The sequence below is a fragment of the Parashewanella spongiae genome, from assembly GCF_004358345.1.
Lineage (GTDB): Bacteria > Pseudomonadota > Gammaproteobacteria > Enterobacterales > Shewanellaceae > Parashewanella > Parashewanella spongiae.
Window position 1 is genome coordinate 4,460,241 of record NZ_CP037952.1, and the last position, 24,479, is coordinate 4,484,719.

18 protein-coding genes are annotated in these 24,479 nt (G+C 39.1%); 9 read left to right on the forward strand and 9 right to left on the reverse strand.

What is annotated here, in order from left to right:
- The first annotated feature begins 309 nt into the window (after positions 1 to 309).
- From pcnB to E2I05_RS17765, 7 genes are all read left to right on the forward strand, one after another.
- Entirely contained in the window at positions 310 to 1,611 is a 1,302-nt protein-coding gene (gene pcnB / locus E2I05_RS17730; RefSeq protein WP_376707916.1) for a polynucleotide adenylyltransferase PcnB, read from the forward strand.
- 337 nt (positions 1,612 to 1,948) lie between these two features.
- Positions 1,949 to 2,449 carry a 2-amino-4-hydroxy-6-hydroxymethyldihydropteridine diphosphokinase gene (gene folK / locus E2I05_RS17735; protein WP_121853281.1) on the forward strand — a complete coding sequence of 167 codons (501 nt, stop codon included), beginning with the start codon at positions 1,949 to 1,951 and terminating at the stop codon, positions 2,447 to 2,449.
- A gap of 43 nt (positions 2,450 to 2,492) precedes the next feature.
- Positions 2,493 to 3,287 carry a 3-methyl-2-oxobutanoate hydroxymethyltransferase gene (gene panB, locus E2I05_RS17740; protein WP_121853280.1) on the forward strand — a complete coding sequence of 265 codons (795 nt, stop codon included), beginning with the start codon at positions 2,493 to 2,495 and terminating at the stop codon, positions 3,285 to 3,287.
- Positions 3,288 to 3,311: 24 nt separating this feature from the next.
- Positions 3,312 to 4,178, forward strand: coding sequence for a pantoate--beta-alanine ligase (gene panC / locus E2I05_RS17745; RefSeq protein ID WP_121853279.1), 867 nt, complete (start codon positions 3,312 to 3,314; stop codon positions 4,176 to 4,178).
- Positions 4,179 to 4,850: 672 nt separating this feature from the next.
- The gene (locus E2I05_RS17750) at positions 4,851 to 5,660 is read left to right on the forward strand and encodes a hypothetical protein (protein ID WP_133309781.1); all 810 of its coding nucleotides are present in this window, start codon (positions 4,851 to 4,853) and stop codon (positions 5,658 to 5,660) included.
- A 1,081-nt stretch (positions 5,661 to 6,741) separates the two neighbouring features.
- Positions 6,742 to 7,419 (forward strand): hypothetical protein, encoded by a 678-nt coding sequence (locus E2I05_RS17760; protein WP_121855161.1) that lies wholly within the window; start codon positions 6,742 to 6,744, stop codon positions 7,417 to 7,419.
- 1,068 nt (positions 7,420 to 8,487) lie between these two features.
- Entirely contained in the window at positions 8,488 to 9,096 is a 609-nt protein-coding gene (locus E2I05_RS17765) for a hypothetical protein (RefSeq protein ID WP_121855160.1), read from the forward strand.
- 589 nt (positions 9,097 to 9,685) lie between these two features.
- On the opposite strand, the gene E2I05_RS17770 is transcribed toward E2I05_RS17765, so the two are convergent.
- Positions 9,686 to 10,819, reverse strand: coding sequence for an IS110 family RNA-guided transposase (locus E2I05_RS17770; RefSeq protein WP_133309449.1), 1,134 nt, complete (start codon positions 10,817 to 10,819; stop codon positions 9,686 to 9,688).
- A 390-nt stretch (positions 10,820 to 11,209) separates the two neighbouring features.
- Here E2I05_RS17770 and E2I05_RS17775 point away from each other — a divergent pair, with 390 nt between their 5' ends.
- Positions 11,210 to 11,695 carry a DUF4124 domain-containing protein gene (locus E2I05_RS17775; protein ID WP_121852116.1) on the forward strand — a complete coding sequence of 162 codons (486 nt, stop codon included), beginning with the start codon at positions 11,210 to 11,212 and terminating at the stop codon, positions 11,693 to 11,695.
- A gap of 64 nt (positions 11,696 to 11,759) precedes the next feature.
- On the opposite strand, the gene E2I05_RS17780 is transcribed toward E2I05_RS17775, so the two are convergent.
- From E2I05_RS17780 to E2I05_RS17805, 6 genes are all read right to left on the reverse strand, one after another.
- Positions 11,760 to 12,530, reverse strand: a complete 771-nt coding sequence (locus E2I05_RS17780) for an ABC transporter permease (RefSeq protein ID WP_121852117.1) — start codon at positions 12,528 to 12,530, stop codon at positions 11,760 to 11,762.
- Positions 12,530 to 13,465, reverse strand: a complete 936-nt coding sequence (locus E2I05_RS17785) for an ABC transporter ATP-binding protein (protein ID WP_243641029.1) — start codon at positions 13,463 to 13,465, stop codon at positions 12,530 to 12,532. The genes E2I05_RS17780 and E2I05_RS17785 overlap by 1 nt, the downstream gene beginning before the upstream one ends.
- A gap of 64 nt (positions 13,466 to 13,529) precedes the next feature.
- Complete coding sequence (hpt, locus tag E2I05_RS17790) at positions 13,530 to 14,060, reverse strand: hypoxanthine phosphoribosyltransferase (protein WP_121852118.1); 531 nt, start codon at positions 14,058 to 14,060, stop codon at positions 13,530 to 13,532.
- Between the two features lie 49 nt (positions 14,061 to 14,109).
- A complete protein-coding gene (locus tag E2I05_RS17795) occupies positions 14,110 to 14,748 on the reverse strand; it encodes a flavin prenyltransferase UbiX (RefSeq protein ID WP_121852119.1) in 639 nt (212 codons plus the stop codon).
- A 26-nt stretch (positions 14,749 to 14,774) separates the two neighbouring features.
- Positions 14,775 to 16,160, reverse strand: a complete 1,386-nt coding sequence (mpl, locus tag E2I05_RS17800; protein WP_121852157.1) for a UDP-N-acetylmuramate:L-alanyl-gamma-D-glutamyl-meso-diaminopimelate ligase — start codon at positions 16,158 to 16,160, stop codon at positions 14,775 to 14,777.
- Positions 16,161 to 16,823: 663 nt separating this feature from the next.
- Complete coding sequence (locus E2I05_RS17805) at positions 16,824 to 20,843, reverse strand: ankyrin repeat domain-containing protein (RefSeq protein WP_121852120.1); 4,020 nt, start codon at positions 20,841 to 20,843, stop codon at positions 16,824 to 16,826.
- Between the two features lie 1,061 nt (positions 20,844 to 21,904).
- On the opposite strand from E2I05_RS17805, the gene E2I05_RS17810 reads away from it, so the two are divergent.
- Positions 21,905 to 22,732, forward strand: a complete 828-nt coding sequence (locus tag E2I05_RS17810; RefSeq protein WP_243641030.1) for a GGDEF domain-containing protein — start codon at positions 21,905 to 21,907, stop codon at positions 22,730 to 22,732.
- Positions 22,733 to 23,300: 568 nt separating this feature from the next.
- Here the strand turns inward: E2I05_RS17810 and E2I05_RS17815 are convergent.
- Together E2I05_RS17815 and sspA are read right to left on the reverse strand one after the other, a co-directional pair.
- Positions 23,301 to 23,759, reverse strand: a complete 459-nt coding sequence (locus E2I05_RS17815) for a ClpXP protease specificity-enhancing factor (RefSeq protein WP_121852121.1) — start codon at positions 23,757 to 23,759, stop codon at positions 23,301 to 23,303.
- A complete protein-coding gene (gene sspA / locus E2I05_RS17820; protein ID WP_121852122.1) occupies positions 23,759 to 24,388 on the reverse strand; it encodes a stringent starvation protein SspA in 630 nt (209 codons plus the stop codon). Before sspA ends, E2I05_RS17815 begins: the two co-directional genes overlap by 1 nt.
- Positions 24,389 to 24,479: the final 91 nt, after the last annotated feature.

Consider the following 24,479-nt stretch of genomic DNA (forward strand, 5'->3'; position numbering starts at 1 on the left):
CAAAAGCACTAAGTGCGTTGAACGCCAGTTTTGTATGGCGGCCGTAGGGAATATAGTACCTCAAACTTGCGCCTTGTACTGAAACCCTTTAGCTCTTGCTGAGTGGGAAGTTAATTGCTGTAATTGGTATTAGTGGCAACTTGGTATATCATAGCCGCCAAAATTCTTATCATTCAGTCACGAAGTCCGAGGTGTATTATTTTTCGCCGAATCAGCCAGTTTTGTAAGCAGCTATTTGATGGTTCAGAAACCGAAATCGACACTCATTTCGATAACAAGGCATCTGCAACTACTCTGGAATTAGAAGTCATTCCCAGAAACGCGCATACAATTTCAAGAAACCAAATCAGTGAAAATGCCTTAAAAGTGCTTTATCGGCTTCACAAATCAGGCTTTAAGGCCTATTTAGTTGGTGGCGGTGTACGTGATATTTTATTGGGGCTTGCACCAAAAGACTTTGATGTTGTCACGAACGCAAAACCTGAAGAAATTAAAGGCTTGTTCAGAAATAGCCGTTTAGTTGGTCGACGCTTCCGTTTAGCACACATTGTATTTGGCCGTGACGTCATCGAGGTAGCGACTTTCCGAGGACACCACAATAAGAGCAACGATAAAATATCCAAGTCCAATGCGGAAGGTCGCTTATTAAGAGATAACGTTTATGGCACCATCGAAGAAGACGCTGAGCGCCGCGATTTCACAGTAAATGCTTTGTATTATGATATCAGTGATTTTTCTATTCGCAGCTACGGTGGTGGTATTCGAGATATTCAAGCTGGCGTGATCAAAATGATTGGCGATCCTGAAACTCGTTATCGTGAAGATCCTGTAAGGATGATCCGCGCCGCCCGTTTCGCGACCAAATTAAACATGCAAATCGCCCCTGAAACCGCTGAGCCTATTATTCGTTTATCCTCGTTACTTCAAGACATTCCCGCAGCAAGAATGTTTGAAGAAGTCCTTAAATTATTCTTTAGTGGAAAGGCGTTAAAAACCTTTCAATTGATGAATGAGCATCAACTTTTCACTCCGTTATTTCCGCAAATAACTCAATTGCTTGCTGAAGATCCACAATCTCCCTTAGCCGCTATGTTAGAGCAAGTATTTAAAAATACCGACACACGTATTAAAGAAGGTAAAACCGTTAACCCTGCATTCTTTTATGCCGCCGTGCTTTGGTATCCTTTGCAGCAAAAAGCTCGAGATATTGCTTTAGAAAGTGGATTATCAGTATACGATGCAAACATCGCTGCGATGGGTGATGTAATGGAGCAACAATGCCAAACCATAGGCATTCCAAGACGTTTTAGCACGCAATCAAAAGATATTTGGCAATTACAACTACGACTTGAGCGAAATACCGGTACACGCGGATTTAAATTGCTTGAGCATCCTAAGTTTCGCGCAGGTTACGACTTATTATTACTTCGAAGTGAATTTGAAACCAAGGAAGTCAAAAAGCTGGCTGCGTGGTGGAAAAGCTTTGTTGAAGCTTCAGAAGAAGACCGCCCAGATATTGCTCGAAAAGCAGCAAAGTCAGGTAATCGAAGCCGAAACTCGAAGCCGAGGCGACGTCGTAAGCCGACAGCAAGCAAATCAGCGAAAGAGTAATTTATTAGGGTCTGTTGATCTTTCGTGATTGTTTTTGCAGCGATAAATTGGTTACTTTATGCAAGGCAGAGTTTGTGAGGTTTGGTTATTATCGACATACAAAACTGTCGTTACTTCGTTTCCAAATAAGAAAACGATAACGCAGCACCTTTTATTTAGAAAGAGCGACCAATTTACGCTCTCTCTTTTTTCGATGCTTTTGAGCATTCACTGTTCTGTGTTGTGACCAGCTCACATAGATGGCTAAGCATCACTGCTCACGCCTTGAACAGATAAATGCTCAAATAGCACAAAATTTAATCCTGAATGATCAACAGACCCTAGGACAGCATAAATTATGGCTACAGTCTTCATCGCCCTTGGGGCCAATATGGATAACCCAAAACAGCAGTTAGATAATGCAAGCCTTGCACTAGAAACGATTGCTGACAAACTAAGTTATACCATTTCACCTTATTACCGCTCGGTACCAATGGGGGATGTTATGCAGCCTGATTATTTAAACGCCGTTGCTTCGTTTACCACTCAACTGTCTCCTTCTGAATTGCTCGGCAAGTTACAAGAGGTTGAACAACAACAAGGTCGGCAAAGATTAGTTCGCTGGGGACCAAGAACGTTAGATCTTGATATCTTACTGTACGACAATCTAAAAATCAGCACTGAAAGCCTCACCATTCCTCATTATGGCATGAAATCAAGAGGGTTTGTTTTGATCCCTCTTTTGGATATCGCCCCATCGCTTGTTCTTCCATGTGGTACGTTTGTGGAAAGTCTAATTAACGAAGAAATGAACAAAGATTTGCAACGTTTCGACACAGATCCTTGCAGCGCATTGTAATATCGCTTATAAATTTATTTCGCTTTTTCAAAATAGTAGATATATGTCAAAAGTAACCAGCTCAACTCTGTTTAAATACAAACAGGAAGGTAAGAAGTTTTCCGCCCTCACCGCTTACGACTCAAGCTTTGCCAGTGCATTTGATCAAGAAGGCATTGATGTTTTGTTAGTGGGTGACTCTCTTGGCATGGTGGTTCAAGGAAAAGCCGATACAATTCCTGTTACTAATCAAGATGTCGCCTATCATACCCGTTGCGTGAGTAACGCCGTAGATCGTGCTCTATTGATTGCAGACATGCCTTTTATGAGTTATGCCACTCCAGAGCAGGCTATGACGAATGCTACCGAGCTTATGCAAGCGGGTGCGAGCATGATAAAGATGGAGGGTGGGCATTGGTTGCTTGAAACCATTACCATGCTGACAGAGCGTGGCATACCCGTTTGTGCTCACTTAGGTTTGACGCCTCAATCTGTTCACGTTTTTGGTGGATTTAAAATTCAAGGACGCGACGAAGAAAACGCCAAACGTATAATCGAAGAAGCGAAAGCCATTGAAAAAGCAGGCGCGCAACTCTTAGTGCTTGAATGTATTCCAACTGACTTAGCAAAAACGATTACAGAAACACTATCTATCCCTGTGATTGGAATTGGCGCAGGCGCAGATACCGACGGACAAATACTGGTCATGCATGATATTTTTGGTATCAGTAGTGGTTATATTCCACGTTTCTCAAAAAATTATCTATCACAAACTGGTGATATTCGATTAGCCGTCAAAGCGTTTATTCAAGAAGTTTCTGACGGAACCTTCCCAAGTGAATCACATACATTTAATTAACTAATTTAAACTGAGTTTTCCTTCATGATTTCCACATCCGATATTGATGTTATTAGACGCCAAGTACGATCTTGGCACGCTGCAGGTGAAACCGTCGCGTTTGTTCCTACAATGGGTAATTTGCACCAAGGTCACATTTCATTGGTTACTGAAGGCCTTGAACATGCCGATCATCTTGTCGCATCAATCTTCGTCAACCCAATGCAATTTGCCGCGCACGAAGACTTAGACACTTATCCACGAACCCTCGATGAAGATTTGCAAGCGCTTCAAGCCGTCGGAACAGAATTAGTCTTTACACCAACATCAGACATTATCTACCCTCAAGGCATTGAGCATCATACAAAAGTTTTGATCCCTGAAGACACTATTGGCGATTGTGGCGAAGCGCAAAGCCGACCTGGTTTTTTTGTTGGAGTCGCAACCGTAGTATTGAAACTCTTTAATATTGTGCAGCCAGACGTAGCTGTTTTTGGCCGCAAAGACTATCAACAACTCGTAGTCATCCAAACCTTAGTCAATGATTTAGCGTTGCCGATAAAAGTCATAGGCGTAGATACTTATCGAGAGCCAAACGGTCTTGCCATGAGTTCCCGCAATAATTACTTAACCACTGAGCAAAAAGAACAAGCGGCTGTAATAAAAAAATCCATGGATAGGCTCACTCATCAATTACAATCACACCAAGATACTGAGGCGGCCATTACAGATGCAAAACAGCAAATTCAAGATGCAGGCCTACAACCAGACTACATTACGATCCGCAATGCCCATACGTTACAAACGGTAAGCGAAGATGATAATGAATTGGTTGTCATGGTCGCCGCCAAGTTAGGCAGTACTCGGCTGATTGATAATCAGTGTTTTAATATCTATACCCATGATACCTAAGTACCTGACCATAAGTTTCTTAAGATTTTCTAGTGCCCAGTTTCAGCACTCTACGGTGTTGCAACTTCGGTTACATAGCTACGGCTATGCGCCCTACATTGCGTCTTGTATAGCACTAAACCTGAGCACAATAATTATCAAAGAACTTATCGACAGGTACTTAAAGATGCATCTTTGTACCGTCATTCAATCAAAAGCAGTGATCATAAATTCACTGCTTTTCTGAATTGCTATCGAAAATTTTTTCTGCGTTTAAGGGAGCCACCAACTGACATTTCTAGGTTAAAACAATTTATGGTTTTATTAAAAAATTGGACATTGTAATTGTCGATGAATACAAAACACCAATTAAGCCATGGAGAATTGCGTACAAGTTAAATAACCTGAGCTATGTTCATATATTTTCTCTCCCCTCCATATCACTTGATAGATAAACAGTGTCTCTTTATAAACACTGGCTTAACGACATAGAAAAAAAACCAAATAATAAATAACATTGCCTTAAATTTATATTAAATTGAGAGTCACGCTTGATGTTTAGAAAAGTAGAAAAGCTAAATGATACCTTTACCCCCTATATCCCCTTTCCCCCCGTTGTTACCTATACGTGATGTTTCCGAGAATAATCTTCTATATCCGCAATATTTGTTTATTAACTCTCAGGTATATGCTGTGATCAATACACCTCCACAACAACTTTTTTTTAATCCCACACCAGCCCAAATCATACAACCTAAGCCTATAACGCTAAATTATCAGACAAGAGTACAATATCATGGCCTTCTCCAGAGTGGAGAGATCTCTGAGCAAAATTCAAGAGGTCTAGAGGTTAATGAAGGACAAAATGACCAACTCAGAAAGGTAGAACCTAAGAAACCTAAAATTAAACGGAAAATACTCACTTTTGATGAAAGAATAAAATATTTTGGCCTTCTCCAGCAAGGAAAAATCACTGGGCAACAATTAAAAGATAAAGGGCTTAGTGACAGCCAAATTGCTCGGCTCATAAAGGAAGAACCTAAGAAGCCTAAGCCTAAATCTAAAACACCAACTTTTGAGAAAAGAACAGAATATCACAACGGTCTCAAAAGTGGAGCGGTAACAGAAAAGCATTTAATAAATCAAGGGCTTACAACATGTCAAATTACTCAACTCAAGAGAAAAGAACCTAAGCAACCTAAGCCACATAAGCCACATAAGCCACATAATTCATTTACCCTTAAAGAAAGAACAGAGTTTCACTTTCAACTTCAAAATGAAGACGTAGATTTGGTAAAAGAAAAAGGGTTAAGTCGTAGGCAAATTGCTCAACTCAAAAAGAATGAACCCAGACGCCCTAGGCAACATAAGAAACATATTCCTCTGTCACTCGCAACAAAGAAAATATATCGCATTCAACTTGAAACAGGAATAACTACCGAGGAAGCTTTAAAAAGTGAAGGAATATCTGATTGGCAAATTAAGACTATTAGGGTCTGTTGATCTTTCGTGATTGTTTTTGCAGCGATAAATTGGTTATTTTATGCAAGGCAGAGTTTGTGAGGTTTGGTTATTATCGACATACAAAACTGTCGTTACTTCGTTTCCAAATAAGAAAACGATAACGCAGCACCTTTTATTTAGAAAGAGCGACCAATTTACGCTCTCTCTTTTTTCGATGCTTTTGAGCATTCACTGTTCTGTGTTGTGACCAGCTCACATAGATGGCTAAGCATCACTGCTCACGCCTTGAACCTAAAAACATCAGTTGAACGCTGAGTATACGAGTAACTGTTTGAGCAATACGATGATTTTATCATCATGGCACTTCACTCAATGAGTGAAGTGCTCTACGCTCACAAGCTTGCTAAAATGACTGCTATCTGCGTTGTAACTTTTGCAAGTAGAATAACTACTTGCTGTAAGCTACGCCTTACTATCAGCCATTTTTTCTACGCTTGAGAACGCAGTCAACTGATGTTTCTAGGTTGAACAGATAAATGCTCAAATAGCACAAAATTTAATCCTGAAAGATCAACAGACCCTAGGCAAGCATAGATGGAATAATCGATTATAGGTTTGCACTGACAAAATCGTCACTTGCAATATTTGTAATTTACTCTAACACCTTCTTTTGAGCAGTCAGAAAAGCAATGAAATCACGTTATAAATACTCTTGGGCAGATATTGAAACATAATTATAACTGCAATCCTTTGATAACAAAGATAATAATTTAGGGATATATTTGAGCGGGGAAAACTCGATAACCAACAGAAATTGCCAGAGTGTCTTTTTATAAACACTGGCTTAACGACATAGAAAAAAATCCAAATAATAAATAACATTACCTTGAATTTATATTAAATTGAGAGTCACTCTTGATATTTAGAAAAGTAGAAAAGCTAAATGATACCTTTACCCCCTTTACCCCCTTTACCCCCTTTATCTCCTTTACCCCCTTTATCTCCTTTACCCCCTTTACCCCCTTTACCCCCTTTATCTCCTTTACCCCCTTTATCTCCTTTACCCCCGTTGTTACCTATACATCATGATTCCGAGAGTAATCTTCTATATCCGCAATATTTGGATATTAACTCTCAGGTATATGCTGCGGCCAATACGCCTCCACAACAATTTTCTTTTAATGCCACACCAGCTAAAATAACACAACCTAAGCCTAAAAGGCTAAACTACCATACAAGAATACAATATCATGGCCTTCTCCAGAGTGGAGAGTTCACTGAGCAACATTCAACAAGTCAAGAGCTTAATGAAGGACAAATTGACCGACTCAGAAAGGAAAAACCTAGGCGACCAATGCCTAAACCTAAGATACTAACTTTTGAACAAAAAACAGAATGCCATGAAGGTCTCAAGAGTGGAGCCATTACTGAGCAAGATTTAACACATAAAGGGCTTAGTGTTTGGCAAATTGAGCGACTCAAAGAGGAAGAGCCTAATCCTCCTAAGTCACATAAACCACATAATTCATTTAGCCTTAAAAAAAGAATAGAGTTTTACGCTAAACTTAAAAACGGAGAAGTAGATGAATTAATAGGTAGAGGGTTAAGTCGCAAGCAAATTGAGTACCTCGAAAAGAAAGAACTCAGACATCCTAGGCAACATGAGAAACATCGTCCTCTGTCACTCGCAACAAAGAAAAAATATCGTATTCAACTTGAAACTGGAATAACTACCGAGGAAACGTTAAAAAGTGAAGGAATATCTAGTTGGCAAATTAAGAATATTAAGCAAGCATAGATGGAATAATCGATTATGGTTTTGCACTGACAAAATCGTCACATGCATTATTTGAAATTTACTCTAACACCTACTTTTGATCACTCCGAAAATCCACTTAACATTAATTTTATGGGAACGCCCTGAAAAATTAGTTTATCTTAATGAAAAATAGCTAAGTGCTAGGGGCTGTTTATCTTTCGTGATTATTTTTGCAGCGATAAATTGGTCGTTTTATACAAGACAGAGCTTGTGCGGTTTGGCATTCCAAATAAGCAAGCGATAACGCAGGAGAAATGACCAATTTACGCTGTCTTAGATGCTTTTGAGCGTTCTGTGTTGTAACCCGTTTACTTAGATGACTAAGCTTCACTGCTTACGCTTTGAACAGATAAACACTCAAATAGCACAAAATTTAATCCTGAAAGATAAACAGCCTCTAACAGTTAATCATTCTTTGTATCGACTACTCTCTGCATTAGGTAAAATTTTGGCTCTATAAATATGAAAAGAGTCGTTATACCAATACTGAATTTTAAGCTTATCACGATTCTTATTGCAAAACACACTGCAACCCTTTGATAAAATCGATAATAATTTAGGGAGATATTTGCACGGGGAAAACTCGATAACCAACAGAAATTGCCAGAGTGTCTTTTTATAAACACTGGCTTAACGACATGAAAAAATAATCCAAATAATAAATAACATTACCTTGAATTTATATTAAATTGAGAGTCACTCTTGATGTTTAGAAAAGTAAAAAAGCTAAATGATACCTGCACCCTCTTTATTCCCTTTGCTCCCGTGGTTACCTATACGACGTGATGTTCCCGAGAGCAATCTTCAATGTCCGCAATATTTGTTTTTTAACTCTCAGGTATATGTTGCGGTCAATAGACTTCCACAGCCGCTTTTTTTGGCTCCACATCAGCCCAAACAACACGACCTAAGCCTAAAAGGCTAACTTATGAGACAAGAATACAATATCATGACCTTCTCCAAAGTGGAGACATCACTGATCAATATTTAAGAACTCAAGGGCTTAATGAAGGACAAATTGAACGACTCAAAAAAGTAGAACCTAAGGTGCCTAACACTAAATGTAAAATACTCACTTTTAATGAAAGAAAAAATCTTTTTGACCTTCTCCAGCGTAAAGAAATCACTGAGCAAGATTTAAAAGATCAAGGGCTTAGTGTCGGGCAAATTGCTCGACTTAGAAAGGAAGAACCTAAGCGGCCTAAGCCTAAATCTAAAATGCTAACTTTTGAACAAAGAACACAATATTACAACGGTCTCAATAGTGGAGCAATTACTAAGCAAGACTTAATAAATCAAGGGGTTAGCGCTAATCAAATTACTTGGCTCACAAGGAAAGAACCTAAGCGACCTAGGCCACATCGGGCACATATGCCATATAATTCATTTAGCCTTGAAGAAAGAATAGAGTTTCGCGCTCAACTTCTAAATGGAGAAGAGGATAAATTAAAGGAAAAAAGGTTAAGTCGTAGGCAAATTGATCTACTCAGAAAGAAAGAACCCAGACCCCATAGGGAACATAAAAAGTATAAACGTCTGACACTCGAAACAAAGAAAGAATATCGCATTCAACTTGAAACTGGAATAACTACCGAAGAAGCTTTAAAAAGTGAAGGAATATCTGATTGGCAAATTAAGACTATTAGGCAAGCATAGGTGGAATAATCGATTATGGTTTTTCACTAACAAAATCATGACATGCATTATTTGCAATTTTCCATAACACCTTCTTAGGAAAGTTGCGGAAAAAGTATACCGGTGAGTTATCGTCACTCCAGCGCAGGCTGGAAACGATAACGCAGCAGAAATGACCAATTTACGCTGTCTTCGATGCTTTTGAGCATTCACTGTTCTGTGTTGTGACCAGCTCACTTAGATGGCTAAGCATCACTGCTCACGCCTTGAACAGATAAATGCTCCAATAGCATAATATTTAATCCTGAAAGATCAACAGACCCTTCTATGAGGACATCTTTGTCAAGCCCTTCAGTTTTTACTTTATTTCATTCAGTTTCTCTGGTTAAAAGTGTTGCTCAGGTTTTGTTGTGTCAGCTTAATGGCTAACCACCTTCTATCCGTTCTGACTTTAGTCAGTCACCTTAAATTGCATGCGCATTATCACGCCTAACCTGAATAATGATACTAACTCTTCTAGAAAAACGATTTAGCCTTGCTTATCAAGGGGCTGTACAGTTAGCATCGAACAACGCTTTACTACATTTTACTCTTTACTTGGTTATTTTGATTAAAGTGACATCGTTGCACCTGATGGCACTTCTCCATGCTCTAAATACTTCCACAGTTTGATAAGAAGTTTACGTGCCATAGCAACAATGCCGATGCGTCTCATTCGTTTACTGCCATGAGCGAAACGCTGTTCGAACCATAAACTCAATTCTGATTTGGGTTGATACCGTAACCAAAACCAACTGAGTTCAACCATAATCTTTCGTATTCGTCGATTACCTGACTTGCAAATGCCTTGCTCTCTTTGACTGTCACCACTATCGTAAGGCGTTGGTGTCATTCCTGCACAAGCTCCCACTTGTTTAGCGTTTTTAAATTCTCGCCAATGGAAAAACTCTGTTACTAATACCCAGCTCGATTGCCAGCCTACGCCTTTAAGCTGCATGAGCTGATTAATTTTTTGCGATGCGTCATCACAGTCATCAAGAACACGTTGTTTTTGTAATTTCTCAATTGCTTTAATTTGCTTGTCGACAATTTCATGCCTATCAAGTTCTCGCTCTATTTCCGTCACTAAATCTGTCGGTAAAGGCTTATTGAGAACCGCCGTCTTAAGTTGATTAACTTTCCCCTTTAGTTTAGAGATATTTTCCACGCTGATACCATGCAAACACAGAAGTGACTTAATTCGTGCGCTGTGACTGCCACGCTCTTTTACTAATCGTTCTCGCTCTCGGTTAATTCGTCGCTTATCTTCAGCTTCTACATTTGGAACATTGATGATATTTAAAGCTTCTTGCTCTCCAGAGTGATAACGCATCAGTAAACGGAGCAAAGCAATCACATCAACTCTATCGGTTTTGACTTTCTTCTGTTTTCGGCTGACTTCAATACTGGCTGAGTCAATCACATGATTTTCGATGCCGTCTTTAATTAACGCTCTGTGTATCCAGAATCCGTCTCTACCTGCTTCGTAACAGCTAATGACTTTGCAGTTTTCAACGCAGAATAGCTTTTCTTTTGCTAAGGCTATTTCATGATGTAGGGCTTTCCAGTCTCGGGAATCAATCGTTTTGACTCTCTTTTTTTCACCATTTGAAAAGCCAAGCTTCCAAGTTTTACTGCTAAGTTCAAAAGCAATGTACAAATTAACAAATTTTGCGTTATCTTTTACTTGAAGGACGGTGCTCATAATATTCCCCTTGTGTTGTGGTAACTAAAGGGTAGTTGAGTTACTGTCCTTCATAGTTTCTAGTGCCTTTGCTTTTTCCTATAGAAAATAACTGGATACCAGCCTTCGCTGGTATGACAAAGATCGGTACTTTCTAAATCGCTAGCTCCCTTATGTGTGCATTTCGGAAATCAACTCAACGACTACATTTAGTTATGCCGTGCTAAACAGTAGAAAAGTTAAACAAACTAGACTAATTACCGCTCACACACAATTTCAACTGACCTCTTTTACATTCGCAAATTCATTCATTCTCTGATATGGTAACCACTTAAAATATACGGAATTATTCGATACTTCATATTCTTATTGGGAAGGTGAATGTATCAAACTGACAGGATGCTCTTCCCAATGGCACGGTTTGCTATTTCAATATTAGGGATACTGATGGCTCACTCAGTATCTGCAAGCACCATTTTTAAGTGCATAAAAGACGATAAAATTGTCTTTTCTCAGATCGTTTGTCCTAATGAATTTAAACAGCATACAATTGAATACCAACTCGGGGTAACAACAGAAACAGATTCTGACAAAGTTGCTACGAAACAAGATCCCCTTCATACCATATTGAATGATAAAACGATTTCCCGTGAAAAGTTGCTTATGCTCATCAAAGGCGAAATCTCCCGTTTACATCAGGAGAATAGTTACCATGAAGTATTACGTTCTAGTGAATTACAAAAGTTAGAGCGAAAACGCTATTGGCAAGAGAAGGAAAAGAACGATCCTGAGCACATTAAAGGCATAAAGAAAATCAATGAGCACTTTAATTCAATGAACGCGATTAACGACACTACCATAAAAGTCTTATCAGAACGTTACCAACAAATTGAGTGATCTATAACAAATCAACCGACAAATGTCGGTTGATTTTAAGTTTCCATGTCCCGTAAAACCACGACTAAGTGCGTAACCCGATACCTCGTGATATCAAATAATACGCAACAAGCCACAAACCTGTACAGAAGCCAATCATGACCGCAATGGACAGCGGAATACTAATATCCGCAAAGCCTAAAAAGCCATAACGAAATACATTGATCATATATACAACAGGGTTAATGGCAGATACCGCTTTCCAAAAATCAGGTAATAACGACAATGAGTAAAACACGCCACCAAGGTAAGTTAACGGGGTTAACACAAACGTCGGCACGATACTCACATCATCAAAGCTCTTAGCGAAAATGGCATTCACCAGTCCACCTAAAGCAAATAATATCGAGGTGAGCAAAACCGTGAGAGCCACTAGCAAGGGCGAGTGCAGCTCAAGATCAACAAAAAACAGTGCAACACAAGTGACAATCAAACCAACACATAAACCTCTTGCTACACCGCCACCGACATAGCCAGCAATCATGACGTAATGCGGTACAGGCGCTACCATAATTTCTTCAATATTATGCTGAAATTTAGCACTATAAAATGAACTGGCAACATTAGAATATGAACTGGTGATTACGGACATCATGATCAAACCTGGAGCAATAAACTCCATATAAGACACTCCGCCCATTTCACCAATTCTGCTGCCGACTAAATTACCAAAAATTAGAAAATACAAAGTCATGGTGATGGCAGGCGGCACTAGAGTTTGAATCCAAATTCGCGTAAAACGATTGATTTCTTTTTTTAATAAGCTTCTAAAAGCCACGAAGTATAACGACAGCATTAGTTATTTTCCTGTGCTGAATTCAATAAGCCAACAAAAAGTTCTTCTAGACGATTCGATTTATTGCGCATTGAGACAACCGAGATATCATGAGTTGTCAACTGAGCAAATAATCCATTCAAATTCTGTCCTTTCGTTAAGTCGACTTCTAAGGTGTACTCATCGACTAACCGACAAGGCATTGACTCTAACTCTGGTGCTTGTTTGCAGCTTTTCTCAACATCAAACACAAAGGTTTCTACGTTCAGTTTACCCAAGAGTTTTTTCATGCTAGTGCATTCAATTAATTGCCCTTTATCGATAATGCCAATATTACGACAAAGCAACTCCGCCTCTTCAAGATAGTGAGTCGTCAAAATAATCGTGACGCCTTCGTTGTTAATCTTTTTAAGAAAATCCCACATGGAGCGGCGCAATTCAATATCCACACCAGCCGTTGGCTCATCTAAAATCAATAACTTTGGTTGATGCATCAGAGCTCTTGCGATCATCAAGCGTCGCTTCATCCCGCCTGAAAGCTCTCTGGCTGGCGAATGGCGTTTCTCCCACAATTCCAACTGAGTCAAATACACTTCTGCACGTTCAACGGCCAACTTTTTGCCAACACCGTAATACCCAGCTTGATTAGTGACAATCTGCAGCACAGTCTCAAACTGGTTAAAATTAAATTCTTGTGGCACCAGACCGATTGATAATTTGGCTTCTTCTAACTGCTTATCAATGTCGTGTTCAAAAACTTTAACGGTTCCTGAACTTTTTTGTACCAGTGAACTGATAATGCCAATGGTTGTAGATTTCCCTGCACCATTTGGGCCTAATAGCGCAAAAAAATCGCCTTGCTGCACTTGCAAGCTCATGCCCTTAACGGCTTCGACTCCGCCTTTGTAGGTCTTTTTTAAATTACTTATTTCTAAGGCGAGTGTTTTAGTCACCAAGATAAACTCCTCTGAAGACTTTGAAGAGTTTCAAAGCCTGGTAATACTGGATAATAAGCGCTATTTAATCGACAGGAACTATTTTAGCAATATAAGGAAGGTTACGATATTGCTCAGCATAATCAATACCATAACCAACAATGAATTCATCAGGAATAGTTTTACCCACAAAATCAACATGAACATCAATTTCACGGCGTTCAGGCTTATCCAGTAGTGTACAAATGGCTAAGCTTTTTGGTTCTCTAAGCCTTAACATTTCTCGTACTTTATTTAAGGTATTTCCTGAATCAATCAAATCTTCCACGATCAACACATCACGGCCTGCAATGTCAGATTGAACATCTTTCAATACTTTTACATCACGAGAACTGTTCATACTATTGCCATAACTTGAAACAGACATAAAGTCGATTTCGACATGTCCTTGAATACGACGGCAAAGATCAGATAAAAAGACTACCGAGCCCTTTAACAAACCAATCATTAATAAGCGTTTATGCTCTTTATAATGCTCGTTGATTTGTTCGGCTAATTTATCCAGCATTTGCTCTATTTCGGCTTGCGAGATCATCACTTCTGTCGTGTGTTTCATAAAGTTCTCTAATAAAAATGATTACGGCTTATATTTTGAAGAAACAGCTTCATTTGTTTTCGTATCCCCAGCGTTGCGTCAATGAATGCTCAACACCTAAATGATCAAGAATACGAGCTACAACGAAGTCTACCAGATCTGCCACCGATTTGGGATGATGGTAAAATCCTGGAGCCGCTGGCATCATAGTGACACCAAGACGCGTTAAACTCAGCATATGTTCGAGATGAATGGCACTTAATGGCATTTCTCTGGGAACCATGATCAGCTGTCCTTTTTCTTTAATAACCACATCGGCGGCACGCTCTAACAGGTTATTACTCATCCCCGTTGCGATTGCTGCCAGAGAGCCTGTAGAGCAAGGGCAAATAACCATTTGCTTAGGTGCAGCACTACCCGATGCGGGTGGTGAAAACCAATTATCTTTACCTAAAACGATCAGCTCGCCGCGTAAATTTTGACTCGTTTTTTTAAGTACTTGCAGCAACTGATCCTGAGCTTTTTCCGGATTAGCGCTAAGTTTAATATTCTCTTCGGTCGCAAATACAACCCTCGCGGCACTAGAAATCATTAAGTACACGCGCTTGTCGGCGTTAAGCAAACATTCAAGCAGTTTTAAACCATAGGGAGAACCCGAAGCTCCGGTCCAAGCAAGGCTGATTTCTGATTTATCAGACTGAGTTGTCATTTATATATCCAATTCTTTATGGCGAATCATTCAGGCTGTACCGATTCAAGTTGAGCCAAAAGTTTTTTATGTAAGCCACCAAAACCACCGTTGCTCATGATCACGATATGATCACCTGTGCTTGCTTCTTTCGCTACTTGCAGGGCTAAATCATCAATATCTATCAAAGTCTCAGAGTTAATGTTGGCCGTTTTCATTGAAGCGGCAATATCCCAAGCTATTTGATCGTTTTGATAAAAGTACACTTTATCTGCCAACAACATTGAGTTTGCTAATGTATCTTTATGCACCCCTGACTTCATCGTGTTTGAGCGAGGTTCAAGCACAACGGTAACTTTTTGCTCACCAACATTGGCTCTCACAGCTTCTAGCGTAGTTTGAATCGCTGTGGGATGATGAGCAAAATCATCATAAACATGAATGCCGTTGACTATACCCAACAGCTCCAAACGTCGTTTAGGCGGATTAAAGCGAGTCAATGCCTTTATCGCTTGGCTTGGCTCAACACCCACATGGCGGGCTGCAGCAATCGCATTAATCGCATTTTCAATATTATGCTGACCAATAATCGGCCAATCTAGAATGCCTTGGCATTGCCCATTAAACCATACTTCAAAAATATGACCGTCATCAGCTAAATTTTTGGCATGCCAGCCAGTTTCATTCGCAGCTAAGTGAAAACATTCTTGTTCGCTCCAAATTCCTTTATTAATGACCTCTTTTACAGCTGTCGTTTCGGCAGGCCAAATCACTTTACCTATCGCTGGTACGGTTCGGATAACATGATGAAATTGTTTCTGGATAGCGGGCAAGTCATCGAATATATCAGCATGATCAAATTCAAGATTATTAATCACTAAGGTTTTAGGGCGGTAATGGACAAACTTAGATCGTTTATCAAAAAATGCACTGTCGTACTCGTCGGCTTCAACCACAAAGAATACTGAGCCACCAAGCCGTGCTGAAACACCAAAGTTTTGCGGTACACCACCAATTAAAAATCCTGGCTCATAACCACAATCTTCTAAAATCCATGCCAACATGCTCGCTGTTGAGGTTTTTCCATGAGTGCCCGATACCGCCAAAACCCATTTATCGTGAAGAATGTGTTCAGCTAAGAATTGCGGGCCTGATGTGTATGTCAATCCTTTATTTAATATTGCTTCAACACATGGATTTCCCCGTGATAATGCGTTACCAATGACGATTAAATCAGGTGTACTTCCATCAGTGTCATCTAACTGAGAAGGATCAAAGCCTTGAATCAACTCAATGCCTTGTTCTTCTAACTGTGTGCTCATCGGCGGATACACATTGGCATCACTGCCTGTCACCTTATGACCTTTAGCTCTTGCTAACAAAGCCAATCCACCCATAAAGGTGCCGCAAATTCCCAAAATATGTACATGCATATCAATAGCTCTAGCCACATTCATTTATGTCTATTCTAATCTAACCTTTGGTGGATTGTCAGTGATAATGCAAACTTCAATGTCTCTAAGGGAGCTAGCTACTTAGAAAGTATCAATCTTTGTCATACCAGCAAAAGCTGGTATCCAGTTGCTTTATAGAAAAAAGCAAAGGCACTAGACTACCGACATACAAAACTGTCGTTACTTCGTTTCCGACCTGCGCTGAAATGACGAGAACTCATCGGTATACTATCTTCCGCAACTTTCCTAAGTCCTTTTGCTATAAACCTTATCTGCTTATTAAGTGATTAGATCAATAATATTTGCTTGAACCTAAAATCATCAGTTGAACGCTGAGTATATGAGTAACTGTTTGAGCAATATGATGATTTTATCATCATGGCTTTCACCCAATGAATGAAGTGCTCTACGCTCACAAGCTTGCTAAAATGACTGCTATCTGCGCTGTAACTTTTGCAAGTAGAATAACTACTTGCTGCAAGCTACGCTTTACTATCAGCCATTTTTTCTACGCTTGAGAACGCAGTCAACTGATGTTTCTAGGTTGAATTTGCTTATCGATACATTCCCTCTAAATAAATCAAAAAAAAGTGCAACCACTTGCTGCACTCTTATAGCCCTATTCCTGTATGTGCTTTTACGTTATGCCGCTATATCATAAGCACCATTGGCCTTTAATTTATCAACTGCGTCACGTTTTTGAGCGGCCAGTGCCTTTGCTAGCATTTGGTTCCTCACTCTTAAGCTGTAATTTTTTGGGTTCATAGCATCATCACAGTAACTTTTAACTGGGAGCTTAGCTACATCGGCATATTCACTGCTTAGTGACTCTTCCTGTCGTGGTGCTTGTTTACTGAGTAGACTGACGAATGCAGTAAACTTTTTCCCTGCTTCTGAAGTCGTTTTTCTTAAAGTTCCAATCTTAGTTTCATGCATTTCTATAGCTTCTTTTGTCAACTCTTTCACTGACTTCATCTCACTTGTTAATGGACTCATGAGCTTTAAGCTTGCTAAAGGAACCGCATGCTTACTACACAATAAAGTTAACATAGCTTTATTACGATACATGATTGCTTGATTAATAGGGTTATCTAACGACCTCTGAGATACTGGTCCATCTGTGGTATCCAAGAATGACTCATTTAATAATAACTTGGCAGCCTCTAGCTGGTTTGCTTTTACCGCGCATTGAATTGGGCTTAAATACTCATTACCCATGATTAAAACAGGTTTCTGAGGATCAATATCAAATTTCCACATTAAGTCACGCATAATTTCGATGTGACCGCCTTTTGCAGCTAAGCCAAGCAATGCCGTTGTGCGTTCAGCCGTTTTTAAGTTATCAGAAAGTGCCTTCGTCAGTATTGCCGCAGTATGTTTACAACCAGATTTACAAGCCATCTCAAGCGGTGTAATTCCCGAGTTAAGCAACTCCATATCTATATCTAGATGTGCATCTAACAGGACTGTAAGCCCAACAGGGTGATCTTCTACTATTACTCTCTCTAATATTTCAGGAAGTACCGAGCCATATTGCAATAAGAAGTCTGCACCTAAACTAGCAATGTGATCAAGAGAACAATTTTCAGTAAAGTCTTCTCGTTTCAACTCCGCTAAATCTTTTAATCGTTCAAAGATTGCTCGGGTTATCTTTTGATCATCTGATATTTTCAGAAACTTCCTTAATGAAATAGGGTCTTGGCTGTGATTGATGTGTGCAATCATACTATTTCGATTCGCTCGACTCTCTGACAAATATTGCTGTGCATTTCTAAAGAAAGCAGCTTTTAATACTTGATACTTAGTTGAACCTTTAAATTCTTCAAGTTTTTCGCTGATCTGCATGAGTTCTTCAAAGGATTGAGCACTGCTCATAATTGAACTAAATAACGCTGAAACCGTTTCATCGGAAAGCCTTTCCATTAGGTGACTAAAGTGATCAAATTTTAAAACTTTCCCATGATCAGTCTGTGGTAATTTAGCAAAAATGGCATCCCCGACACCTTTTAATCGAACTTTATCTTCTTTGCTTAGTTTGGCGTTGCCTTCGGTATCCTTAATGCCCGTATCGAATCTACTTGCTGTTTTTACTAAAGGAATGTATCCACCCCACACAATCAACGTATCAAATGCATTATCACAATTTAGATCTTCAGGATCTTGTTTCCAAAGTATGTCAGCTCCCGCATCCAGTAATCGCTCGGTAAATTCAGAATCACAGGTTTTAATCGACGTATAAACGTGTTTATTACGACTCCAGAGACTCATTGACTGGTAGTCATGTTGACCGGCTTGTGAAACGAAGCCAGCTTTCTGAATTGGTTTTGAAGACTTACTACTGAGGTTAAAAAATCCTGGCATTTTGTCATTAATTAATTTAGTAACTGAAGGATGTTCACTCGCTAACTTTAATGGCCCCGGCACTGCTGCATCAGAATTCATGGCTCTTAATTCTTCAGGCGTCCAATACGGTAAAAGCAAAGTTACAATTTCTGCATGACCATTTCTAGCTGCCGCATGAAGTGCGTTATAGTGTTCTTCGTTTGTAAGCTTTACATTGATGTCCACTTCTTTAAGTAGCATTTTAACGACTTGCGTATTTCCTTCTTGTGCTGCTAAATAAATTGCTGGACAACGCAATTTATTTATACCAAAGCGCTCAACCACCACATTAGGATCTATAACATATTGAACAATCAACTGCTTTAATAGCCCATTATTTTTCTCTAAAATACATAAATGATATAAAGTGCTAGGGTTGTTATGGTATTCTTCAACCATTTCAATACGATCTTTAACCTCAAGAAGCCGATTGACAATTTCACTTCTATTAAATTTCACAGCTAGGTATAAAGGCGTAAAACCAGTGCCATGCAGCTTTAAGTTTAGATTCAAATTGACACAAGGATTTAATAGTTGCTCCATCAGTCTTAATTCATTTTTTTCGATGGCAAATTGAACCAATACCCTTTTCACTTGACTTGATAAATCTTTGATCTGTTCAGTGTCTAATATACTTACGATTTCTGTCGGTAAAGCATTAATTACTGCGCTAGGGTTTGCACCTATGTTATAAGCTCTATTCAATATTTTGAGAGCTTGATCCGCATTACTCACTTTAGCAGCAACTTGCTCTATATTAGAGATCGTCGAATTTTGTTCAATAAAATCATCTAATGGTACTGTCTGCCCTATGGCAACAAGTTGCTTGTCAATGCGATGCAATAACAATGTTCGTATTGCCGGAGGAAACTGAGTATTAGAACTCTGATCTTCTTTTATCCTCCGTTCGAAGGTGAGCAATTCGGTCCAGTCAGTTGTTTGATCTATTGCTTGTAATGCCACTGCAAGCATAGGGCTATCAATATCATCATTAAAATCGCATGTTTCAAGGTATTTAGGGGTAATAGGACCAAGCACTTGATCATTGTGATCATCGCTATCTGCAAAATATTTAAAAGCACCGACAGTCATGATCCTATCCATAGCCCTTACTCCCCATCTTATGTAGAGACTAACAGTTGTACTTTGTTCTCCTGCCACCCCGCACAATTTAGAGTTCATAAAGCCAGCAACATCAACTGCCGCATTATCATGTAACTTTTGCACATTTACACTTGGGTTTGGTTCACTAAATACTTTAAGACCTGTCAGCAATTCATACTTTTCAATGGCGTCGGCAAGACCTACATGTTCATTTACATCATTTTCAGCAAGGTTCGTTTGTGCAACATGAGGTAATAGAGCTGCTTCAAGCTCTAAAACAATTTTCTGACAAACTACTGCGGGAGTTGTCACGACATGTGCCATTTGATAAAACTCAGTCAGCAAACTTTCGCTTACATTGAATTTTAAAGCGGCTTCTGCAGTCGATTTATATTTAGGTTCTGCCGTCGCTTCGATACCTATATCTGCTGCAACTAAATCAACCAGAGCTTGAGAAACATCTTCCTTAGATCTTACTTGCCCCTGTGTAGGTGTTTGTAACATACAGGGATTTTTATCGATGAAAGCATCAGCTAATTCTTTAACAGTTGTCGCTTGTATTTTTTGAATTACAGCTAACAATTCTGTTCTTTCAGCCTCTAGCGTGTGCATGGCTCTATAACTTGATGATGCTGAGAATTCTGTTTTATTAGAAGCTAACTGCTTAACCGCTATAAGTTTCACTTCTTGAGATATGGTTTCATCCTCTAGTAACTGAGTGATTTGCTCGGCAATATCCTGCAAAAGACCGAAAGGTCGCTCCGTAGGGATAACTTCACAACGTAATCTTTTATTATCAACATCTAATTTAATGGTATCTATGGCAGCTTCTAGCTCTGGTTTTTCAGCATCTTGAGCAACTTTTTTGGCACTTATGATGAGATTTTCCACTCCTTGGGTGGTATTATCAAATTCAATAAAACCACCTTCTTGAGTTTTACTTGCCGTAATAAAACCTATCCCGCCAGTTTTACCATCTTGTTTTACAGACTCTGAAGATATACTTTCTGATCTTATCTTCACGGCTCCCTTTTGAGTGTGTTGACCTACATAAACTGTTTTACGGCAATTTTCTAGAGGTTCATCAAGTGTTTCAACCTCTCCAACATCCTCATACTCATACTGCTGAGAATAAGAGTGGATCGCTGAGCTTGAAGTTGCTGGAGGGGTTGCCATAGTTGGGACCTCAATTAAATTAATTACAAAAAATTGAAGCAATTATGTGGGATACACACGGTTTAATCAGCTGAATTATTGTTCATGTTCAGCTTTCTGACAGCATATACATTAATAACGGATGAAGCATACTTAATACAACAGATATCCAACTGAATATAAAGATGTTTTATAACAATTAATAAGTAAACAAATAAACAGTGACGAAAGATTATGATGAAGTTCTATCGGGTAAAAACCTGACAAATATTCATTTATTAACTTTATTTAGTAATAAAAAGCACTGATCTTGTTGATCCAATAAAACAACCACAATAAACCCATGAAAACTGTTACTTCGAATAAACGCCCTGTCTAAACGGAAATTAAGTACCTGTCGATAAGTTGTTTGATAATTATTGTGTTCAGGTTTAGTGCTATACAAGACGCAATATAGGGCGCATAGCCGTAGCTATGTAACCGAAGTTGCAACACCGTAGAGTGGTGAAACTGGGCACTAGAAAATCTTAAGAAACTTATGGTCAGGTACTTAACTCTCGCTGAAATCATGCATTTTCAGGTTACACGGGTATGAAAGTGTTGTTGTGGGCAGAAAAATCACAATAGTTTATTGTTTTAACTGTACAATTACTGATAATAATTAAATCTATTTATTTCTGAGATAGAAAAACTCATTCGCTCATCAAAGGTTTATTTTGCCCAATTACATACAACAAAGAATAAAGCTGATCCTCTTACCAATACTACTTACATTAATCAGTTTGGTTATTCTCAAATTAGCTCAAGACCAATGGCAGAGTTGGCGATCAATCATACGAGACTTACCGCTCTGGTTGCTTCCCATCACAGCTGTCATTGCGTTTCAATTTAACCGTAGCCGGCTCGCTTACTTGTCATTTTTATTTTTGATTTATTACGCCGTAGAGCGAAGTTTTATTTCCGATAGCCAATTATTGCAGCAGTACGCTCAACCAGTTTTTATTACTGGCTGCCTAATCTTAACTTACTTATCACTGATAAAAGACAGAATACTATTCTCTATATTTGGTTTGATTAACCTTGTGGCTATTATAATTTGCTTATTCGTGAGCGCTTTATTGGTTCATCTTATCAACAACAATACTGATCAGCTTATAAATACGCTGCCTTGGGTCATCACACCAGAAGATCTAGTATTCATTCCTTGGTTCATCTGCCTTTCTGCCATAATGATCAGGAGCATACAAGATGTCACGCTGACGACAACAGCTACGGCCATAAGCTTTTTACTTTGGTCCATTGAGTATTTTCAACCAATGCTTTTTCCAAGTGCCATGTTATTCATTATTGTCTCAACAATTTATTTACTGAGTATCTTGTTTGATTCCTATGCTCTCGCCTATCGCGATGAGCTTACAGGGCTCCCATCTCGACGCGCCTTATATAATTTAGTGTTATCACTCGGACCAAAATACACTGTCGCAATGTCCGATATCGATCACTTTAAAAAGTTTAATGATACTTATGGTCATGATGTTGGCGACCAAGTGCTCAAACTTGTTTCCAGTAAACTCTCTAAGATCAGCGGTGGAGGGAAAGTGTTTCGTTACGGAGGTGAAGAGTTTACGATTGTATTCCCAAGAAAATCCGCCGAAGAAACTCTTAACCATCTTGAAACAGTGAGGCAAACAATTGAAGATTATCAAATAATTCTGAGAGATGAAAAGCGTAAAAAAGGCGATAAAAAATCTCGCTCACAAGCTTCAAATACAAATAAAACCGTGAGTGTAACGATATCGATTGGGGCTGCGAATAAAGTTCGTGGAGAAAATTTTGAGCATGCACTAAAACAAGCTGATATCGCATTGTACAAGGCTAAAAAACAAGGTCGCAATCAGGTTTGTATTTGAACTTAATACCAATTTAGAGTAATTAATCTCTCACTCTGCAAGAGATAAATGTTTTCAGTACAAGGCGCATGTTCGAAGTACTATATTCCCTACGGCCGCCATACAAAACTGGCGTTCAACGCACTTAGTGCTTTTGTCGGGATAATTCAATCTAAAAACATCAGTTGAACGCTGAGTATACGAGTAACTGTTTGAGCAATACGATGATTTTATTATCATGGTTCTCACCCAATGAGTGAAGTGCTCTACGCTGAGTATATGAGTAACTGTTTGAGCAATATGATGATTTTATCATCATGGCTTTCACCCAATGAGTGAAGTGCTCTACGCTCACAAGCTTGCTAAAATGACTGCTATCTGCGTTGTAACTTTTGCAAGTAGAATAACTACTTGCTGCAAGCTACGCCTTACTATCAGCCATTTTTTCTACGCTTGAGAACGCAGTCAACTGATGTTTCTAGGTTTAATTACTGTAATTGGTATAAGTTCAGATATTCATTGTGATCTTCTCCTACAATAAAAAAGCCAGTCATAAGACTGGCTTTTAAAAACAGAAGCTTAAAGCTCATTATTTAACGACCGTTAAATGTCCACGTTTCTTAGGTGGTTTATCATCGCTATGGTCATCATCTGACGATGCTTCTTCATGAGTATGTTCTTCAACTGAGGAAAGCACTACTTCTTCACTATCGTCGTTTTCTACTGATGTTTCTTCTAAATCAAATACCGTACCTGCGCCGTTTTCACGAGCATAAATAGCAATGATAGATGCCATTGGTAAAACGATATCATGAGGAACACCACCAAAGCGGGCACTGAATTCAACAGTTTCATTTCCTAATTGCAGATCAATCACTGCAGTTGAAATAATGTTCAAAACAATTTGCCCATCTTTGACATATTGCTGTGGTACTTGCGTACCTTTTACATAGGCATCAACGACTAAATGTGGTGTCAGATAGTTATCCATCAACCACTCATAATAAGCCCGCAACAAGTAAGGACGATTAGAAGTAAGTTTACTCATTAGATCCCCATTCGCATTTCACGTTCAGTCTCAGTCAGCGATGCTTTAAATGACTCACGTTCGAATATACGTGTCATATAAGCATGAATGCCTTGGATCCCTTGTACATCTAATTCGATGCCTAACGCTGGTAAGCGCCATAAAAGAGGGCCTAAGTAACAATCAACTAAACTAAACTCTTCGCTCATAAAATAAGGCATTTCAGCAAATGCTGGCGCAAGCGCAATTAAGTTTTCTTTCAACTCTTTGCGTGCTGAGTCTGCATTATCATTATTGCGTATGCGGTTTGCAAGTTCATACCAATCAGTATCGATTCTGTGCATCATCAAGCGACTCTTACCGCGAGAAACAGGATATACAGGCATCAATGGAGGATGTGGAAAGCGCTCATCCAAATACTCCATAATGATACGAGATTGATACAAAACCAATTCACGATCTACCAGTGTTGGCACTGAATTATATGAATTGATTTCCAATAAGTCTTCAGGCATATCATTAGGGTCTACCTGCATGACATCAACAGTGACACCTTTTTCAGCCAGTACAATTCGTACTTGATGGCTATATAGATCGTCAGCACCTGAGTACAGGCTCATGATCGAACGTTTGTTGGCAGCAACAGCCATTGATACCCTCCAGAGTCTAATAAAAACAAACAAGACGAGGGGCAAAGCCCCTCGTCTAAATAACGTAACTGTACATGTTACCCTTTAATTA

Coding starts and splice junctions, on each gene's coding strand:
- panC (WP_121853279.1), top strand. CDS start 3,312: ATGATTTCCACATCCGATATTGATGTTATTAGACGCCAAGTACGATCT.
- folK (WP_121853281.1), top strand. CDS start 1,949: ATGGCTACAGTCTTCATCGCCCTTGGGGCCAATATGGATAACCCAAAA.
- E2I05_RS17770 (WP_133309449.1), bottom strand. CDS start 10,819: ATGAGCACCGTCCTTCAAGTAAAAGATAACGCAAAATTTGTTAATTTG.
- panB (WP_121853280.1), top strand. CDS start 2,493: ATGTCAAAAGTAACCAGCTCAACTCTGTTTAAATACAAACAGGAAGGT.
- E2I05_RS17805 (WP_121852120.1), bottom strand. CDS start 20,843: ATGGCAACCCCTCCAGCAACTTCAAGCTCAGCGATCCACTCTTATTCT.
- E2I05_RS17795 (WP_121852119.1), bottom strand. CDS start 14,748: ATGACAACTCAGTCTGATAAATCAGAAATCAGCCTTGCTTGGACCGGA.
- E2I05_RS17775 (WP_121852116.1), top strand. CDS start 11,210: ATGGCACGGTTTGCTATTTCAATATTAGGGATACTGATGGCTCACTCA.
- E2I05_RS17780 (WP_121852117.1), bottom strand. CDS start 12,530: ATGCTGTCGTTATACTTCGTGGCTTTTAGAAGCTTATTAAAAAAAGAA.
- hpt (WP_121852118.1), bottom strand. CDS start 14,060: ATGAAACACACGACAGAAGTGATGATCTCGCAAGCCGAAATAGAGCAA.
- mpl (WP_121852157.1), bottom strand. CDS start 16,160: ATGCATGTACATATTTTGGGAATTTGCGGCACCTTTATGGGTGGATTG.
- sspA (WP_121852122.1), bottom strand. CDS start 24,388: ATGGCTGTTGCTGCCAACAAACGTTCGATCATGAGCCTGTACTCAGGT.
- E2I05_RS17815 (WP_121852121.1), bottom strand. CDS start 23,759: ATGAGTAAACTTACTTCTAATCGTCCTTACTTGTTGCGGGCTTATTAT.